Raw genomic sequence first — 19,772 nt, 5'->3', positions numbered from 1 at the left:
CTTTACCTGCCTCCTCGGTAGTCCAGACCGTTTTCATGGCATCATAAGTTAAGGGCTTCACCATCCCTTGGCCATCTAGAGGTAAATTTGCCGAGATGACTTCGCAGTGTGACCTGTTTTACACCTAGTAGTATATGATCATAATAACTTTGTTATAATTCAGGGCCAGGTTAATAAGTATACTACCTTCTTATTTTTGCAATACTACCCGTCTCTTTCCTTCAGTAACAGGTATTTAAAGGCAATTTGGCTGAAAATAGAATAATTGAAATTTTATTGATCAAATTTTTTAATTATTATAAAATTTGATCAATATTTATTAAGAAAAAGGTAGTAAAATGGTTTCGCCTGTTTTCTCTTATTGGTTTAATGGATCTTCTAATAATCTTGAAGAAGTTTGTAATTATTTACACAATATTGATAATTATGAAGCAAAAGAAATTATTTGTTGCCAAGAAGCTTCCAATAAATGTGTGATTCTTCAGGAATCAGATAATAATAAGATACAACTTACCTATTTAAATGCTCGAAAAGTGCAAAGAAAAACACTAATTATTCCTTCTGATCTTAATGGATACGTTATTGAAGATAAATCAAATAATAATAAAAAATACACTAGCATAGTAAGTGCAGTCCAAGAAATTATAGGTAATAAGACAGTTATTCTTAAAAACTTTAATTATGCTCGTACAATGCTAAACCAAACTCATAAAACTCCTCTTTCAGATGATACTATAACCGAAATTTTAACAATTTCTAATGCTTATGCTCTTGCTGTTACCGAGAAAAGTGAAGAAGCAGAAAACTTAAGAGCGGAATGTCTTTTTTATCGGTTTAAATGCCAATTTTCTAATTTAAATAATATAGATCTTTTTACTTTTCAAAAAGGTGTTACTGAATTTGAAAAAATCATAAATGATGAGCTGGAGACTAATATAATCAGATCACAATGTTACTTTTATTTAGCAGATTTAATGGAAGAATTACGAAATACTAATAATGATGAATATTCTTACTATACGATATATGCTTGGTATGCTTTATACATGGCAAAAATAAATACTAATAATACAAAGATTGAATTTAAAAAAATTGCTAATAAATACAAGCTTATTACTTTAGAATTAGTTGGGAGAGAGGAATCAGATTTCGCACAATTTGATAAATATTTTACTCAAAATATATCTCTTTTTCTGTTTAAAATATTTATTGAACACTGGAAAAGTGAGAGTACAGAAGCTGATGAAGTTAAGAACATAATGAAGTTAATAAAGAAGATAGTAAACTATTCTTTTTTATATAAAGAATTTAATATTATATCTCTTCCCAATGTAAATAAATTAAAAAAACAAGTTTTGGATTCTGCTCAACAATTCAAGACTACAAATCAGCTATTTAATTGGATTGAAACAAATTTACCTTGCTCACTAAATAAGGACTTATTATACAGATGTATCTATTTTATCGAAAAAAATAGCGTTTTCCTTAAACGTGAACTCATCATTAATTTTACTGAATTTGATGATAGTGAATTAAGAAATAAAAAAAGACGCCATTATTCTCCTTTATTATTTAATACTAGTTCGCAAGTGGATAAATCAAAGTTACGAGGTATAATCACCGAATTGAAGCCGCAAAAAATTACTATTGATGCACACGGAAGCGAAAATATGACGATAACATTAGATAGTAATAAATCTCCTGAGGAAGCAGCAATTTATTTGGCATCTCTTTTAGAAGGATTTAATCAAAAAGAGTGGGTAATAAATTTACTTAATTGTTTTGCAGCTGGCTCATCTAAAAATCTCATTAGCCCTGAACAATCATTTGCCTCTCGTTTTTGCATCAAATTAGCAAAACTTAATATTGAGGCTACAGTTATTGCAAGGTTGGATGAAGTTGAAGTGGATAAGGTCAGTGGAAAGAAAAGTGTGAATGGAGAGCATCATAAGAACAAAACGAAATTTAAATTTAAAAGTGATAAAAATAATATTATTCAAATACAATATTTTGAATATAGCAGTAATTCGTGGAAAGACTATACGCCTACTGTAGCTAGTAACAATTCTTTTTTGCCAGTTATTTAATGGATTATATCGTGATTTTGGAGGACTGTTACAAAAAATTTGGCTCCGCTGCAAAAAATGTTAAACTTAAAAAATCTTAAATTTTGCTAGATCTCAACTGTAAAGCCAAATTGTTTGTTGATAAAAGAAATCTCATTCGTTTCATACATCCACTCATCAAATTGCCCTTTTCTAAACATGTGCATCACTTTAAACTCTTTAGTGGTAACGTAGGCGGTTTTCATGGAATGAAACTCTTTCACGGAATTAATAATCTGTTTAAGCTTGCCCTGATGAGACTCCAGGCGGTTATTGCAATACTTAATTTGGTGATGCGCAACATACTGAGATAACCGATTTTCTCGTTTTAGCTCTTTAATAGCCTGAGTATACGCTGAATTCTTGTCTGTATTGATGATGTTGAAATCACAGGTTGGATTGTTCTTTATTAATTTTTTCAGAAAACGCTTGGCAGACTTTACATTACGCCGATGCGATAGATAAAATTAATGGTATGACCAAACTCATCAATGGCCCAGTAAAGGTATTTCCATTGACCTTTAAAAAATTGAATGGAGTTTAATAAAATAATTAATGTGCTAAAATTCATGTTTATTTTATGGCTCAATTTACTATTATCTAGCTTGAAGCCCTGACCCTAATTAGCTAAGTTAACATCTACTCTCTGGGAAATATTACACAACCTTATCCACAGAATTTGTGAATAACGTATTGGTGTCGTGAAATAAAATATATTTTTGTGAGTAATTATTATTCATAATTAAAACTATTTATAGTGGACTTTGGTGATTGGAGCTTCTTTTATGCTGTGAATAATTACGTTACATGACCACCGCAACCTGTCTGGTTAAATATCGTATCATTTGTCTAAGCTTAAATCTCAACATAGAGCAATATCCTGAATAATCTGTGGGTTTGTCAGATTTCATGCGAGATCATCCCATCTGCTAATATTTTTTTAGATGACTAATAGGCCCGATACCTACCCTGCGATTCTTGAATAACTCAAGAGGTTTTTGTGAAATAGGATTACCCAAGGCATCTTTTAGCTTCCTACTAGGTTTTTGTATAGCGACTGCCTTTATCCTAAAATCTAGTGCTAGTTTTCCATTCTCTTTGAAGTAATAACCTTTATCGGTACCAATCGATTCAATCAGTGTTTGAAAAAGCTCCATCTGTTGCACGCGACCATCTTTTAAAGATTTACAGCATCAGGCATTCGAATAGAATTGTTGGGAATAGAATAAAAAAAATTTCATTCAACCCTACCAATTTAAAATTAACGCCCAAATTCAAGACCTTTGTGGTGCTTGTTTTTATTAAAGTAATCTACTACATTTGATGCAAGGAAAATATCTTATATTGGTGGGTCGCATTCTGATAAAAGCATTCAAAAAGCTCACTTAATAAGGCAGGTGCTTTTTATATAAGTTATTTTTCAATTCCCTGATCAGTTTCATTTAAAAGTTGCTGTATAGGAATACTCTTAAATGAATTCGTATTTAAAGTTTTCTTCCCAACCACCATTTCAATTTATGTGTCAATTCTTCCCAATCCAGAGCATTCATTAATTTATCAGTGGATGAGTAGGTGACACTTTAGGCTAAATTATTTGAGAAATTTAACGGCTCCTTATTAAGCAATCCATCTGCTATTTTTTGCTTAAGTACACCCGTTTTAAATAAACCTATTCCTATAAGCGTTGCGACAACTCCGCCACCTGCTACTATTAAGCCTGAAATACCAAAAGTTGCAGCATTAAGCGCTATAAAGGCGAAGACAATAGCGCTAATGCCTATTACACTTATAAAGCCGCCTAAAACCTGCATACTAATATTACTCAACATAAAAGAATTAATTTTTTCTTTTTTTTGTTCTTTAGTTAAATTAGAAGTTTTAAAGTCAACCGACGTGCCCTTAATAGTATTATTACGTACTGTCTCTAAGAAAGTTTTGGTGTAATCTAAATTATTCACTAACTTTTTATAAGCAGCGTAAACAGCTTCTGTTTCGTCTATTTCACCTTCTGTGGTTATTTTATCTAATGTGGCTATAAATTCATTTAACCCTTGTTGAATTTTTATTTTAAGCGCAATAATTTTCATTATAGAATTATGAATTTTATTATTTTGTTCCCACCTGTCTTTATAATCTCCATAATTAATAGAAGTAATGATACTTAACTCATCTTCAACCTCTTTCTTTATAGAATTAAATTGATTGACAGCGTCAACTACCTTATCCATGTTACTTAAAAGATCTTTTTTAGACATATTGTTTAAATTAATTAAAATTTTTTCTGGATTGTATAGTAAAAAAATATAGAGGCCAATAAAAGACAACTCTATTATTAAAAAATTGGTCTAATAGAATATTTTTACTATAATTTGAGGGAAGAAATGCTTCTATTTCATTATTTAGCCAAATTAATAACTAAGTTTTGCAAATCGCTAAACGCTTACCCTACCTAAATAAGCTATAAATTATATTAACTCTAATTTGCTTACCGTTTTATAAGGAATATAAAATGATTAAAAATGCTGATCACATCACTGTCGTAGTTAGTGATTTGCCTGCGGCTATTAAATTCTTCAACTTATTAGGTTTTATTAAAACACATGCAACAATTATTGAAGATGAGCCCTTTGCGAAATATATGAATATTCCGAATATAAAAGCAGATCATATCACTTTAGTTCTGTATCACAATAATAAAGAAGCAGAACCTCATTTTGAGATTCAACTTTTACATTTTTATAATCCAATACCGAAAAAGGATTCCTACATTAATCGACTCGATAAATACGGCTATAATCACTTATGCTTTGCTGTAGATGATATTGAGGAATTAATTAAAAAGTTACAACACAATGATGTTAAAATACTGAGCAATATATTGGATTTTAATGATAGAAAGCTAATTTATTTTGCAGGACCGGATGGAATAATTTTAGAACTTGCTGAATTAAAAAATACAGTAAAAAGCTAAATTTTACTTATCATAAAGACTACTGGTTAAGCCAGCCAGGCGCGGCTCATTTACTAGTCTTGCCGCTTGTTGAGTAACCTTATCGAGATAAAGAATATTATTTAAATTCATTCAAAGGTTTTACTATTTGCTCCTCGGTAGTGGTCAATCGCTTCGGGCTAAAAAAATGTATTCCAAGTAAAACTCCCGGAATAAAAAAGCAAATGGAAGCAACAAATACGAGCAAGCCTTTCAGAATGTCTTGTGGAATAGAACTATGCGGCTTGGTTAGAATAGCCTGATGGTGTTGAATGATTTCCCTAAGTTTTGTGAACCGATCATTAAAACTTAAATTCTTATTCTCCAATATTGTTTTTGCCGACTCTAAAATTCTTTTTTTCTGAAGAGCAGCAGGATTATTAGATAGCTTGGGAAGAGTATCTAGCCGCTTAATTTGTGCCTGAGTGCGTCTTTGAAATTCTTTAAGTAATTCCTGTTTGTTATCTTTTTCTTTGTTTTGTCCATTAACATTTTCTGCATCAATAGTAACTTCAGGTTCGGCTTCTTGCAGGCTTAGTAGCCTTTTACTAACTGCTGCTAATATATCAGAAGTGTTAGGAGTATCGGCTGCTTTGACGTTATCTTTATCATTATTAAATTTTTTATATTCTTCGTTTTTATTATCTACCACAGTGTAATCGATGACTTCTGGCTGCACCTTTTGACCTGAAATCATTCCTGCAATAGCTGCTATTGACTGATTTTTAGGAACTTCAATTTTTATAGCGTAAGGAACTTGGATTATTTTTTTATCATTATTCCAGAAAGATTTTTTAACCTTTACCTCACAAGCGCCATTAAAACTAAGTTTGATTTCATTTAAGTTTGATTCCGAATCAACAAGTACCGTTTTTGCGCCTGTTAGTTGCGGAACACCCGAAAAATCTTCTGCAGAATAACAATGTAAACAGCCCATTAAGGCAAACCACTTACCAGGATGCTCTTTTACTTCCTTCTCGATAATTTTGGCAGCGGTATAATTCATACTTTTAAGACGAAATTTATCTTTAAGTATTCCTGTTGGTCCACCATAAGCATATTCCATATGATTATCATTATACTGTTCGGAATAGGTATATTCAGTGTCTATGCCCACTATTCTTATACCATATTGTTTCGCCGTTTTTACTAACTCTGAAAAATTATTGCCAGCTAAATAACACTTTTCACAATGACAATCGCTATTATGCTCCCTTTTGCCCTTAGCAGAAATCCAAAATTCATTATCTAAATTAGCTAGGCGGTTTTCTACTTTTTTATTTACCTCGGCCTTACTTAAAGAAGTAGGATCATAATCATCTAGCTCTTCTTGATCATCATAATACAAATGCTCCAAAAATAGGGTGGTAAAGCCTGCTGCTTTTAATTTTGCCATAATTTTAATTAAAAAATTCTTAGAGGCACGGTCAAGGTGATTTTCGGCTACAATAAAATTGGTTTGGAATAAATCCAACAAGGTTTCTACTGTTATTGGAGTGCTTACTTCACAAGCAGGATAAAATGTATTAAGTTTCTTTTCAAAAGGTTCAGGTCGAAAATTTTCAGGATTTCCCGTAATTTCACGTACAAATTTTTTGTATCTATTATCTTTAGTTTGATCAAATGAAGGAAAACTATAACTAACTGGATGATAAGCCATAACTTAAATATTAATTAAATACAAACTTATTAAACAAAGTTTGTCAAATTAACAATACAATATTAAGGATTTATTAAGGAACTTATAAAATTAATATAGGGACTACTTTCAAGAAGTAAGCGAATTTTCATAGCTGCACAATTTTTTAAGCTTTGATTCTTTGCTCTGAGCGATGAAAGTAGAGATACTAATATCAGTCTAAGGCCCTATCTACACCTGATTTAGTAAAAATGTAAAAATTACTTAAATTTTAAGTCTATATCTAGTGGCGAGGGGTGAAAAATTTTTTGTTGCTCACTTTCAGCTATTGTAAGTTTATCTTGCTCAACATTTTCACACTCTATTTCTTCTTCAGAAGTCTTAGTTATTTTTTTAGTGGTTGGGGTGAGTTTAATCGATAAAGGATTAGGTGCCGTAGCTATTGTAGGATGTTCAGCCTCTTTAGTGGCGTATGATTTAAGCGTTGGGCTAGGTAACAAATTAAGCGCCAACCTATGAATAAAAGCATCATGCAAAGCTTGCGTAGGCAATTTGATGCTTAATGCATAAATATTTCCTTTATTATCTTGAACAATATTTAAACATTCATTAGGAATATGATGTTCTTTTTTAAATTCATGAAATTCTTTCAAAATCGCATTAATAAATTTTTTTAATGCAAGCCTTTGCTCTGCAGTTAATGAATCTGGCTGACATTGCAATTTAATAGTTAGTGTATTTGCGTCGCGATTATTGTCGATAACTAATAAATTTGCATTGAGTAAATCTGCAATAATGTTTGGATTAAATGATTCTTCATTTAATGCCATATCCAAGTTATCGTCTATTTTAGGAAAATCTACAAAATCATCCCAACTCCTTTCATGAACTGGTTGACTTGCTAATGATTTATCACTAGTTAAACTTGTGGTTTCTTTTGCAGAATTAGTAGAACTTTCACCGCCACCACCGCTTCCGCCACCACCTCCGTGTCCGCCACAGACTCTTCTTGGTGAAATCTCTCTAAAGCATATTTTACAACGACTTCGCATAGCTTCTATCGCCGCTTCTTTCTTTTCTGCTTCTTTGATTAATTTTTGTATTAGCTGGCCTGATGACAACGACTGATTACTGTCTTTACCAGCTTTACCAACTGAAAAAGGTTTAATAGCTCCCATAATACATACCCATTAACTCTTATAGTTACATCTATTTTAAAATAACTAGGTTGTTGAATTATGCTACTCATTTAATTTTTACTTAGTCTTAACAATCAAAACCTATAAATTTAGATATAAATCTAAAAAATTACTTTGCTGGTTTTATATATTTGTAGCCAGTTTTAGAGTTAAGATATTCATTACCTTGTCAGGCATTTAAACTTGTTTAGTCTGCCTTGATTTGATTAACCCACATTTGCCATTCTTTAACTTTGCCATTAAACAATTTATAGAAGTTCATAACATCTAAGTTAACATGCTCATTATCTGGAACAGAGAATGCATTTTGTTTGACATGAAATGCGATACGGTCATTCTCTATAATAATATCCTTTATTTCACTTTTTAAATCGGCATACTTTTTATGTATGTTAGGTAGGCGGGATTTTAAGTCATTTAAATCAAATTGTTTTGACACAGAATGATTAAAAAGTATAAGGTCAGGTGAGAAATATTGGTCAAGCATAGTTTCATTTCCAGGCGCAAATGCGGTTACAAATGAATCAAATGCAAATTTATTTGCATCATTATTAGTCATCATAATATTTTCCTTATTAAACCAAATGATTTTAACAATTCTCAAGGTTTGCCGCTAGGAATCCTATAATTCAGGTGAAAAGAATAATTCAGAAATTCACCTGTTTAAACTCATCTGCGCCTTAACGTTCGCTTGCTTTTAAAGCTAGTAGTTACTCTTGTAACCACGTCTTAATTTTTTCCTGCTCTGCTAACTCCAATAGTGCTGGGGCATGGCCTGCATTTTCTATTTCTAGCAACTCGGTATGCGGATGAATTTCTTGCATTTTAGTAATATGTTCAGATAACAAAATATCAGAATGGCGGCCATGAATAATAAGAACTGGACATTTGACTTGACGCCATATGGACCATAAATCAACATCAAACAAGACTCCTTCCAAGGTCTTTTGAGGGTGACGAACTAGTTCCCATACAAATTGTTTGAGAGTTTTATTATGGGTAATATTAGGATCACATTTGGCAGTGTATTTGCCATCAGACTGCAGCCTAATGCTATTCTCTGTAAGTTCAAGCCATTGTGACTCACTTAAATCACCAAAACCTGCATAGATAGTTTTATAATATCGTTTTGCTTCCTCTTTATTGGAAAATACAGCACGTGTACCTGTATATTTAGCTAAGCGTCGTAAGCCCTGAATTGGAATTTGTGGACCAACATCATTTAATACCAAACGGCGAATAGGAGAATTAGGTAATGCTGCCATCATCATCCCAATTAACCCACCCATTGAAGTGCCAATCCAATCAATTTCTATAGCGCTTGACCTAGCAATAAGAGAGGTCATATCAGCAATGTATTGAGCAAAAGTATAATGCTGTGGATTTTTAAACCAGTCACTATCGCCACGACCTACAATATCAGGACAAAATATATGGCGCTCTTGTAGACTTAAAAAATTAGCTAATGCATCGAAATCATGTCGGTTACGAAGAAGCCCATGAACACAAAATATAACAGGTTTTTCTGATCTAGGCTGTCCCCATTCAGTATAGGCAATTCGATGGAAGCCATCAGCCGAAACACCAAAAAAATAGTTAGTTTTCATAGGTGGACTACCTCCTTGTAACCCATTTACGATACGTTATAAATAACAGGATTGATATAGATAAACGAGAATTATTCCTATTCCAGCCATGTATGAAACAAAATTATACTGGCTTGCCACTTTAAATAAATCAAGTTTAAGTATTAACTTATCAACTTTATTATTTCATCTCTCTTTGGTCATTACAAATGACTCTATATTTTTTTAATTTTTAGTAAATTACTTTTTACAATAAAACCATCTTTGATAAAAATGACAATGTAAAAAGGCTAGCTAATCCACGGTTTTGATAAAAAGACGTAGGACGGGAAAAGAGTCCTAAAAAAGGCTTAGATCTATTGCAAAAGGTAATTTCCAGTTAAGCAATATCAATACACTTGCTTGAAACAGAACGTTAGCTCTCATAATATTTTTATTGGTAAGTAAATCGATTGCTCACCTTGTTTCATGATTGTTCTTAAGGCACTACTTAAACTATTTTTTTAAGATTTTGTAATCTTTTTGCTCGTCAATGTCTCCATCATTAGGTCTTTTCAACGTTGCCGGAGAGAGCGTGTTGCTTGCTGGCAAGCTAAATCTGCTATTAGATTTTAAAGCTTTTTGAGATTTAGTAGGTTGATCAAATTCTGTTTGCTCGAGGTGTATAGCAAAGAATATTATTCTAGGAAGAAGATAATGACAAAGTATAGCCTTACCTTCTGGACTCAAAGTTCCTTGTGGTTGATGCTTAATTGATAAACTCACGGTTTGAATTTTAATAATTAACTTTTTTTTAGCTTCATCTAAAATAGATTGCTCTATGCCAATCAATGTTATTTGTTTATGGTTAAAATGATTTTGATAAGCACAAGCCTCTGCAAGGTCTATTGCGTCTGCATCGCTAACAGGATTGTCGCGAAAGTTAAGCGTTAATCCTTTTGGAAACTTACCCGATTTTAAAGCATCTACAAAGGCTTTTATACCTTTAGGGCTAATCTGAGTAGATTGAAGGTTAAGCGTTAATCCTTCTGGTGCTTTACCTAATCCTAGCGCCTCTGCAAGGAATATTGCGCCTGCATCGCCAATAGGATTACATTGAAAACCAAGCGTTAACCCTTTCGGCGACTTCTTTAAAGCATCCGCAAAGTGTTTTACACCTGTATGGTCAATGTTAGTAAATTTAAAGTTAAGCGTTAATCCTTCTGGTGCTTTACCTAACCCTAACGCATCCGCAAGGACTTTTGCGCCTACATTACTAATAGGATTGTAGCGAAGGTCAAGTGTCAATCCTTTTGGCACATTACCTGACTTTAAAGCATCTGCAAAGGCATTCGCGTCTGCATCGCTAATCCTATTAGATTCAAGTTTAAGCGTTAATCCTTCTGGTACTTTACCTAATCCTAATACATGCGCAAGGTATCTTGCGCCTGCATCTCTAATAGCATTGTAGCGAAGGTCAAGTGTCAATCCTTTTGGCGCCTTCGCTAAAGCATCCGCAAGCTCTCTTACGGCTTCAACTCTAATTAGACAAACACGGAGCGTTAATCCTTCTGGCGCTTTATCTGACTCTAAGAGTTCCAAAACTTTTTTTAAATTCATAAATTGATTAATAATTTTACTATTTATTTAATTTTAATACTAAAAATAGTTTAGTTGAATACAGTAATTTGGAAACTGTTTATTTCTAAATCAGAAAAAATTCATTGAGTACTGTTGTAGTAAATCATTTGATTTTTTAACAGTACGCTTTATTAAGCGCTACCAGGTTTATCATATAAAACCCATTCAGATGAGATGAGTAGCCTCTAAGATTTAGTGAAGTTTAACCTCAGGTCGCCTTTTTCTTAATAAAAAATCGATTAAAGCACTTAAAACAACATATCTGACACCTTTTAAAACTAAAAGATGTTTTTTATAAAGTAACCAATAAGTAAGTCGAGCTAACTTACCTTCTAGATAAAATGTTTTTGTGGCCCGACCCATTAACACGCCTACTGCTTGACGATGACTTAAACTTATTAAAGAGCCATAATCTTTATAAATATAGGGTAATAAAGGCTTACCATTAATTAAATTGCTAATTGATTTTGCAAGAATTCTAGCCTGTTGATGTGCAGCTTGAGCTCTTGGCGGTACAAAAGAAAGCTTTCCTTCCTTATCTACCTGCGGACAACTAGCACAATCCCCAAAAGCAAAAATATTCTTATCGCGAGTTGTTTGTAATTTATCATCTACTACAAATTGGTTAATACTATTTAGCTCTAGCGAATGAGTATGTAGTAAATTAGTTACTTTAACGCCCGCAGCCCAAACTGTTATAGAAGAATCAATAGTTTGTTGATTATTCGTCTCAAGCCCAAGCTCTGTGACCTTAATGACTTTAGTATTAGTTAAGACTTCAATATTACTTTTAATTAAGTGTTGCGTAACACTTGTAGAAATACGCTCTGGCATCATGTTCAACAGGCGGCTATCTGATTCAATCAGCGTAATCTGAAAGGGTAAATTTTCAACAGGTTCAGCACTGTTTTGTAAATACTTAAAAGCTTTAGATAGTGTATAAGCTAACTCAGCGGCTAATTCTACACCTGTTGCGCCTCCACCAATAATACTTACTTTAATCTTAGCCTTGCTATCGCTTTGGTTTTTTAAAATGATACTATCGATAATTTTTTGATGAAATAACTCCGCGTTCGCCAAGTCATCCAATAATAAACAATACTCTTTGACGCCTGGAATATTAAAATCATTTACCTGACTACCAGTGGATAATATAAGAATATCATAGTCAATTTTGCGCTCATTATAGGGTAGCCTTTTTGCCTCCACTGAAGGTAGTTTAACGGTCACAAATTTATTTTCTTGATTAATTTCTTGTAAATCACCAAGTGCAAATTTAAATCCTATTTGATAAGCATAAGAAATATAATCAATTTCATCTTGATAAACAGAATAAGTTCCTGAGGCAACTTCATGCAATAGAGGTTTCCAGAGGTGTTTTAACTGTTTATCTATTAACGTAATTTCAAGAGGCGTTTTATGGGCAAGCTTAGATAACCTAACTATTAACTCAAGTCCGCCTGCACCTCCACCAACAACCACTATTTTTTTAGGGTTTAAATTAGTCATTTATATTGTCTACTTTATAGAGCGATAATCATATCGCTATTGAAGGATTATTTAAAATGGATATATTAAATATCATATTGATTAAATAATATGCTATTTTTTAGTCTATTACCAATTAGCAGTTACTACCATTTTTACCGGCTCTTTTTAGTCAGCAAGCTTCAAATTTGATCAAATTTAAATATTATAAGTACAATAGGTTATTAAATAATTAAATTTTATAAGTAAATTCATGAAACTTATTGATATTTTAAATTTTGAGCTTTATTTTCGTACTGCTATAGTTACGTTATATGCCTTATTTTTATTTAGAGCAGGCTCTTCACGGCTGCTGGGAAAATATTCTCCACTGGACTTAATTATTACTATTGTTATTGGTGCTGTATTAGGAGCGTCTATTGTTGGCACTTTACCGCTAATATCCTCTTTGATATCAACTGGTATAATCGTTATTATTCATCGCGGCTTGCTTTTTATTTCTTTTAAATTTCATTGGTTTGAGCGCTGTATTCGAGGTAATGAAACTGTAGTTGTTAAAGATGGCAAATATATAGAGGGAAACTTACAGAAAACTAAACTGACGGTTGCAGATATATTGCAAGCTCTACGTGTCCAACAAGGAGAAATTACAATAGAGAATGTCTATCGCTCGTTTGTTGAACCAGACGGCCGAATTTCCTTTATCATGAATAATGAATAATTTAATCCAATAATGAATTTAAATTTTTATAGCTAACTAATAAATTTTAAAAAAAAGATTATTTAACTAGGTTTATTACGACCAAATTTAAACTCGTTACACTACAACAGATTAGAATCAAAACCCGATAAAAATCTCTTACCACCAAGCCAATATCCCGTGGCTTGTCCACGGGATTCAGTATTGTACTCTAAACACTGGATCCCGCGAACAAGTCGCGGGACGTAGCGTGGGCTGAAGTTTTTATTTTTGCAAAAATTGTTAAGCTCTACAAAAGCAAAAATTGTTAATCCTTTACAAAAAGCTAAAATAAACGTTATTAGCAGCTCTCACCACCAAACCTACGTCCCGTGGCTTGTCCACGGGATCCAGCGCTGTGATCTAAACACTGGATCCCGCGAACAAGTTGCGGGACGTGGTAGTAAATTACAGAAGTTATTTTATTTTATGTAGAGTTCGTTAATTTTTAACTAAACTTTATTTTAATTAAAAAATTCCATATTAAAAAAATACTAAGTTGTTTTTACATTTAAAATAGTGCTCTCTTTCATGGGCTTTGCAAAAGTTTCTCGAATACCGAATAAAGCGATAAAAACACTAATTAGAGGCATAATTACTAAAAAGCTAAAAGAATAGTGGTAAGCCGTGAGTAAAGGTACCTTATGTGATTGCCATAATAAAATACTTCCTACTATGGGCGCATTAATAGAAACTAACAATATTATAATTGCATTTTTAAGCCCTAAACCAGCTGCTAAATAATGAGTTTTACACTGCTCACCAATAACTACTAACCCAATACTTGCAGCCCCTATACCTAAACCAAGGGTAAAAAAGCATAAAATTGTTATTAATTTTAACGGAGGTAAATAAATTATACCGAACAATGAAGTAAAAGTAGTTATTGCACTTAGTAAAAGAAAAGGCTTACGACGCCTAATTTTATCTGAAAAATAACCAAAAATAGGCGAGCCAATTGCAAAGCCTAGCCAAGCCAAAGTAATCATATAAGATGAAAAATTAGAAGAAAAACCACGGTGCATTAAAAACGTTTTTCCTTCATTTTCTGATAAATATTCTAAGCTAAAATAAATAAACCCACCACATAATATGATACACCAAATCTGAGGCTGCTTAATCAATGTACGTAGATTCTCTAGCGTTGCCCGAGGCCGAGATAAAATTATAAAATTACCTGAATGTTGTTTATTTTTTTCAACAAAAAGTAAAATACCCAAAGACAGCACAACTCCTATGCCAGCCAAAAGTATAAAAATTCCACGCCAAGTTACAAGTCCTGCATTAAAAAGTGTATTTAACGGACCGCCAGCAAGCATAGGGCCAAGCGTACCAAAAAACTGTGACAAGCCAATAAAAAGAGCAATATTAGGTTTTGGCATCCAATCATAAACAGCTACTAGTAAACAAATAAAGCCAAATGATGAACCTAATCCCATAAGGATACGACTAGCAATCGCCATAGGATAAGTAGTGGCAAAACCAAATCCAAGATTAGCAATAGCGCAAATCAAAACCGCCACAAACATCGTTTTTTTCAAGCCAAATTTATCCACAATTATCCCAACTGGAATTTGCATAAGGCCATAAATTAATAAATAAGCGGTTGAGCTTAATAAAGAAAATTGAACTTGGCTAAGTTGTAACTCCTCCATAATAGGCTGCTGAAAAGTACCTAAAATAGTGCGCAGCAAGAATTCATATAAATAAAAGAAAACACATATCAGCCATACTAAAGTGGCTTTAGCTGTTGGTTTAATTAAGCTCACTACTTTCTGCCTCTTGTTGTTCTGTCCATGCTTCTAACGTTGTTTCCGCTTGATTATTATCAATAAAGGAAGCTATTTTAAAAATGCTTTGGCCTTCATAAACTAAGGGATTACGATTTATTCCTACAATTACGCCATCCTGATTTGCTTTAATAGGCTCTACTGTATCAGCACAAAATGGATCAATGATTCTACCAATAGTTTGTCTTTTTTTAATAAATTGGCCCAATTCTACCTCAACCACTAGTACTCCACTGCGATGAGCCCGAAGCCAATCTTGTTCTTGGGAAAATACAGGTTTTAAACTGTTAGAATCTTTTGGTTCTTCTGCATCAATCATATCTAACGATTCCATGATATTTTTAATACCTTTAATACCAAGATTGATAGCAGTTTCATCAAAACGTCGCGCTTCACCCGCTTGATAAACTAAAAGTGGAATATTTAAATCGTCAGCCGTTTTACGCAACGAATGATCTTTTTTAACGTGATTAATTACCGGTGCTAAAAATTGTCTAGCTAGCTGTTTGCTTTCAGGTTGATCTAAATCACAATAGATTTGTGGTAGTAAATCATGATTGATTTGACCAGTTATCATTTCAAGACAATAAGAAGCCTTAGATAATATTTCGCGCGTAAATACATCCGCTATGCGCTCGCCATAAGACCCTTCACGATTACCAGGAAAGCACTGCTCTAAATTAGTCTCATGCGGCATAAGATTAGAATTACTAATTAAGCCAAAGACATTTAATACTGGAACAGCTATTAACGTGCCGCGAATTGACTTTAATTGGTCAGCTCTCAGTAGGCGATTAATAATTTCAATACCATTAAGCTCGCCCCCATTGACGCCGGCAAAAATTAATAAACAAGGCCCTGCTTGTTTACCATGAAGCACCTTAATAGGCATATAAAAATTGGTGCAGGAATAATATTCTGGTAACGGTAGCGCTAAATTAGCAGTTTCACCTGGATGAATAATGGCATCACAGATTGTTAAATTTGTATTTTTCATAGGAATTGGGCTTCTAAAATTAATAGTTATAAATTACTTTAATGCTAAAATATCTAGTCATTAAAAGCACATAAATTTAGCTATTATATCAGAAATAAATAGTTTCGATAAAATAGAAAAATTTGGCCTTAGTGCATAATATTTCTAAAATTCTTTCTAGAAGATAGATTCATTAAGTGAAAGGATTAATATAGCTTATATAACCGTGTTAAAAAGGCAAAATCAATATTTTTGTACTAAATTAAAACCGGAAGTCTTGATGTGCCGCTTCATTTGGCTTACATATAAAGAAACTTTTTATAATCGTTTTGCTTTAGCTATTTAATTTTTTTCAAGCTTTGAAGGTTTAACGCCAGAATCAACCATCTTATAAAGTAAATTCACATAAGTATTGTATAAAGTTTCTAATGGTTTAAAACGCTCTTTTTGTTCAGCAAGGTGTTGGTTTGCGACAATGCATTTTGCAGCAGAACGGCCTTGATTCATAGCCATCGCTGAAGAAAAGCCAAGTCGGTAGTGCGATGACATGGCACAATCGCCAATAGTAATAACACTAGCGCCATTAGGATGTATATATACTGGATTATCAACATACTTCATATCAGAACAAAAAGTAACAGCATTAAGTCGACTTACAGCATCTTCTCCTTTAGTATCTATATCAAAGTGATCTCTTGGTATTCCTGTTAAATTAGAAGCAAAGATACTTAGCCAATTTAAAATGGCTTCTCTTTTTTTATTTTCATCCACAATCAAATGAATATATTCTGGAATTTCAGCAGCAATAAATAGTCTGGGCTGCCAACTCTTATCATCGTTTAAGCTATCCTTATATAAATTGGTATCAGCAATATACATAGGATCTGAAGCCAGCGGATCCCAGCCTAGTTTCTCTGCTTCATCAGCAATTGACTCTCTATCTTCCATAGGAATTCTTATTTCATCCAATAAAGTACGATAATCCTTGTTCTCTTTATTTTTTACAATTAAACGGGCTGCAGCATGATAGGTTTTCTTGCCCATTGGCTTATAAGTAAAAAGTTTTGGTTCTGTTGTTTTTTTGAGTTCTTCATTAATTTGCTGTACAACTTCTCGGCGCTCCCCTTCACAAATAATTAAATGATCAAATTCTAATTGTTGCTCTTGACCATTTGCATTTACAGTATGTAAGATTTTTTTATCTAAATCACATTTAATGATTTTAGCCCTTTCATGCCAATTAATGTTTGTTTTAGAAGTATCACAGTTATCAAGATACTCTTTTAAGGCTTTTTGTAACTCTTTTATAGAAAAATTTTTAAAGGTTTTAAAGAAGGGGCTTATATATTCTTGCTGCCGTAGTAATTTTCTTAAAAATTTTTTTTGCTGATTTAAATCCTCAATAATTTTATTATCTTCTAATAAGTTCCCCTGCTTATCGACAGATAATTTGTGCTCTGGATCAAAAAGATGTTGGCAATAATCATCCCAACGATATCGTTCTGCTTCAGTCGTTAATTGAGTTAAGAGGGTTTTTTGTTTATCTGGAGTAATGATAAGCTTTTGCCGTCTTTTAAAATCCAAGTCTCTTTTCTCAACAATACTGATTTCATAAGACGTAGAAGGATCTCTATCATCAGCTTTTTCTGCTACGGAGGAGGAAACAGCTGCTTTTAGATTAGAGTCTACAGATTTAGTCTCGGCTTTGCGTATTTCCTCTGTAAGAGAAGCAGCCATAGCTAGCCCTGCAGGCCCTGCTCCGATTATAACTATTTTCATATACTTTAGCTCTCTAATTTTTAAATTAGCAAAGTTTTTTATCTTTAAAAAATATAAAAACTAAACGTATTCATACTTATAGTTAATATAGTTTAATTTTTAAGCAATTGAAGCAAGTGATGATTAGCCATCTTTGCCTTTCATTGACATTTTCAAATATTTAATGCAATGATTTTTGTAGGGAAACATAGGATGTTATTAATAAATCTAAGGAAATAATATGTATCGCTATCATAACTTGCGATGTTCAGTTTATGCCTGTGTATTGCTATTTAATGGTATTAGCACTTCCTCTGCTACACCTATAGCCCTTAAAGCTGATTCTCCGAAAGAGCAATATCTGCAAACTATTGACTATGTAGCTAAAATGGCAAAAGATATTTATTGTTATTGGGATATAAAAAAGAAACAGCATAATGTTGATTGGCAAGCAATTGTCGATGATGCTAAAAGTAAAGTAAATGACCACACCAACTTCAGTCAGTTTCAACAAATACTTACTGTTGTAGCTTCTAGTTTACACGATGGACATGTTAATTACATTCCTGACTCCCTGCAGCGGGTATTTTATACGCCAATCAGAGTAAAAAAACTACCTAGTGGCTATTATATTTCTCAAGTAGAGCAAGATAAAATGTGGCCCTACCCAATTGATATTGAGCCTGGCGATAAGGTTTTAGCAGTCAATGATCAATTAATCGACACTTATATCCAAGAAAAGAGTAAAATGATGTCAGCGTCAACCCCTCATGCGCTCCAATCATATACGGCTTCCGCCATACATGCCCTAGATAAATTCAATGATGCGCCAGCAAATAATTTAAAATTAACTCTTGAAAAATACACAACTCAACAAGTCAAAACGGTTGAATTACCTTGGATTAATTACCAAAAAACTGATTTAGACAACGAAGCCTTATCGGATATCGTCCAAACCAAAATTTTACCGGGTAATATTGGTGTATTAACTTTAACCGCCATGCATCATGAGTCAGGAAAAGATGCACTTATAGCCTTTGTGAAAAAGACAATGACTACCTTAAAAAACACAAAAGCGCTCATTGTTGATGTACGGAATAATGGAGGAGGTTATGGCGAAATTGGTGATAGTGTAGTTGCCCATTTTATTAATAAAAAAGTCAGACGATATCAGGCTCAATTGAAAAACTCCTCGCAAGCTATGTATGCTCGCCCAGAATTGGCTGAGCTCTTTCAACAAACTGATCCATCTGTTTCTGAGTATTCTGAGTGGGTTGATTATGATATTGAACCTTTGTCCAAAGATAAGCCCGCTTACGCTAAACCAGTTTATGTTTTAACCAATGAACGTTGTTTCTCAGCCTGTGACACTTTCGTTGATAGTTTTTCATCAAATCACATAGGTAAAGTCTTGGGCGCGCAAACAGGCGGTGGTACAGGATACCCTTTATGGTTTCAATTACCATGGCAATTTGGTAATTTTCGTTTCTCAATTTTAAGAGGCTTCTCTAACCATAATCGTTATTTAGAAGGGGTAGGCACCATACCTGATGTAGAAATCTATAATACTCCACGCGATTTATTTCATAATTTAGATGGAGAATTAATAAGAGCTTATAATTTTGTCATGAATGAACTAAATCATACAAATAAAGTTCAATATGCGAATAAAAAGACGGATTTAACAGCTCATTTTTCAATGAAACAATCCAAAATCATACCTTTTTATGTTGAAGAAGCTTATTGGCAGAAAGTACAAAAGTAGATGAATTAATAAGTTATTTGTTATCACCCTAGGTTAAGCACTTTAGAGTAGGCTTATAAGTGTCTATTTAAGTGAGCAAATCCTTATACTCCATATGGAAAGAAGAATGGTAAAGAAA

General features: G+C 33.0%; 16 protein-coding genes. 4 read left to right on the top strand and 12 right to left on the bottom strand.

Annotated elements, in window-relative coordinates; genetic code table 11:
- The first annotated feature begins 338 nt into the window (after positions 1-338).
- Positions 339-2,087 carry a hypothetical protein gene (locus tag ACNVED_RS05665; protein WP_419420781.1) on the top strand — a complete coding sequence of 583 codons (1,749 nt, stop codon included), beginning with the start codon at positions 339-341 and terminating at the stop codon, positions 2,085-2,087.
- An 86-nt stretch (positions 2,088-2,173) separates the two neighbouring features.
- Here the strand turns inward: ACNVED_RS05665 and ACNVED_RS05660 are convergent, their stop codons facing one another.
- From ACNVED_RS05660 to ACNVED_RS05650, 3 genes are all read right to left on the bottom strand, one after another.
- Entirely contained in the window at positions 2,174-2,515 is a 342-nt protein-coding gene (locus tag ACNVED_RS05660) for a DDE-type integrase/transposase/recombinase (protein ID WP_419421151.1), read from the bottom strand.
- A gap of 519 nt (positions 2,516-3,034) precedes the next feature.
- Positions 3,035-3,271: a hypothetical protein gene (locus ACNVED_RS05655; RefSeq protein ID WP_419420780.1), complete on the bottom strand. Its 237-nt coding sequence runs from the start codon at positions 3,269-3,271 to the stop codon at positions 3,035-3,037.
- 414 nt (positions 3,272-3,685) lie between these two features.
- A complete protein-coding gene (locus ACNVED_RS05650) occupies positions 3,686-4,360 on the bottom strand; it encodes a hypothetical protein (RefSeq protein WP_419420779.1) in 675 nt (224 codons plus the stop codon).
- A 254-nt stretch (positions 4,361-4,614) separates the two neighbouring features.
- Here ACNVED_RS05650 and ACNVED_RS05645 point away from each other — a divergent pair, with 254 nt between their 5' ends.
- Positions 4,615-5,076 (top strand): VOC family protein, encoded by a 462-nt coding sequence (locus tag ACNVED_RS05645; protein WP_419420778.1) that lies wholly within the window; start codon positions 4,615-4,617, stop codon positions 5,074-5,076.
- A gap of 97 nt (positions 5,077-5,173) precedes the next feature.
- On the opposite strand, the gene ACNVED_RS05640 is transcribed toward ACNVED_RS05645, so the two are convergent.
- The 6 genes from ACNVED_RS05640 to ACNVED_RS05615 form a co-directional block, all read right to left on the bottom strand.
- Positions 5,174-6,754 (bottom strand): membrane-targeted effector domain-containing toxin, encoded by a 1,581-nt coding sequence (locus tag ACNVED_RS05640; protein ID WP_419420777.1) that lies wholly within the window; start codon positions 6,752-6,754, stop codon positions 5,174-5,176.
- Between the two features lie 239 nt (positions 6,755-6,993).
- Positions 6,994-7,911: a hypothetical protein gene (locus ACNVED_RS05635; RefSeq protein WP_419420776.1), complete on the bottom strand. Its 918-nt coding sequence runs from the start codon at positions 7,909-7,911 to the stop codon at positions 6,994-6,996.
- A gap of 208 nt (positions 7,912-8,119) precedes the next feature.
- Positions 8,120-8,494 (bottom strand): nuclear transport factor 2 family protein, encoded by a 375-nt coding sequence (locus tag ACNVED_RS05630; protein WP_419420775.1) that lies wholly within the window; start codon positions 8,492-8,494, stop codon positions 8,120-8,122.
- 148 nt (positions 8,495-8,642) lie between these two features.
- Complete coding sequence (locus ACNVED_RS05625; RefSeq protein ID WP_419420774.1) at positions 8,643-9,539, bottom strand: alpha/beta fold hydrolase; 897 nt, start codon at positions 9,537-9,539, stop codon at positions 8,643-8,645.
- A 474-nt stretch (positions 9,540-10,013) separates the two neighbouring features.
- Positions 10,014-11,117, bottom strand: a complete 1,104-nt coding sequence (locus ACNVED_RS05620; protein WP_419420773.1) for a hypothetical protein — start codon at positions 11,115-11,117, stop codon at positions 10,014-10,016.
- Between the two features lie 213 nt (positions 11,118-11,330).
- The gene (locus ACNVED_RS05615; RefSeq protein ID WP_419420772.1) at positions 11,331-12,647 is read right to left on the bottom strand and encodes an NAD(P)/FAD-dependent oxidoreductase; all 1,317 of its coding nucleotides are present in this window, start codon (positions 12,645-12,647) and stop codon (positions 11,331-11,333) included.
- 232 nt (positions 12,648-12,879) lie between these two features.
- On the opposite strand from ACNVED_RS05615, the gene ACNVED_RS05610 reads away from it, so the two are divergent.
- Positions 12,880-13,347 carry a DUF421 domain-containing protein gene (locus ACNVED_RS05610; protein ID WP_419420771.1) on the top strand — a complete coding sequence of 156 codons (468 nt, stop codon included), beginning with the start codon at positions 12,880-12,882 and terminating at the stop codon, positions 13,345-13,347.
- 512 nt (positions 13,348-13,859) lie between these two features.
- On the opposite strand, the gene ACNVED_RS05605 is transcribed toward ACNVED_RS05610, so the two are convergent.
- The 3 genes from ACNVED_RS05605 to ACNVED_RS05595 form a co-directional block, all read right to left on the bottom strand.
- Entirely contained in the window at positions 13,860-15,134 is a 1,275-nt protein-coding gene (locus ACNVED_RS05605) for an MFS transporter (protein WP_419420770.1), read from the bottom strand.
- Positions 15,121-16,152, bottom strand: a complete 1,032-nt coding sequence (locus ACNVED_RS05600; protein WP_419420769.1) for a succinylglutamate desuccinylase/aspartoacylase family protein — start codon at positions 16,150-16,152, stop codon at positions 15,121-15,123. The genes ACNVED_RS05605 and ACNVED_RS05600 overlap by 14 nt, the downstream gene beginning before the upstream one ends.
- A gap of 321 nt (positions 16,153-16,473) precedes the next feature.
- Positions 16,474-17,910: an FAD-dependent oxidoreductase gene (locus ACNVED_RS05595; RefSeq protein ID WP_419420768.1), complete on the bottom strand. Its 1,437-nt coding sequence runs from the start codon at positions 17,908-17,910 to the stop codon at positions 16,474-16,476.
- Between the two features lie 220 nt (positions 17,911-18,130).
- On the opposite strand from ACNVED_RS05595, the gene ACNVED_RS05590 reads away from it, so the two are divergent.
- Positions 18,131-19,654, top strand: coding sequence for a S41 family peptidase (locus ACNVED_RS05590; protein ID WP_419420767.1), 1,524 nt, complete (start codon positions 18,131-18,133; stop codon positions 19,652-19,654).
- Positions 19,655-19,772 lie beyond the last annotated feature (118 nt).

Source organism: Legionella sp. D16C41, from assembly GCF_048541585.1.
In the GTDB taxonomy this organism is placed as follows: domain Bacteria; phylum Pseudomonadota; class Gammaproteobacteria; order Legionellales; family Legionellaceae; genus Legionella_C.
The sequence above is the reverse complement of the archived record's forward strand: the minus strand, read 5'-3'. Positions and strand labels throughout refer to the sequence as shown.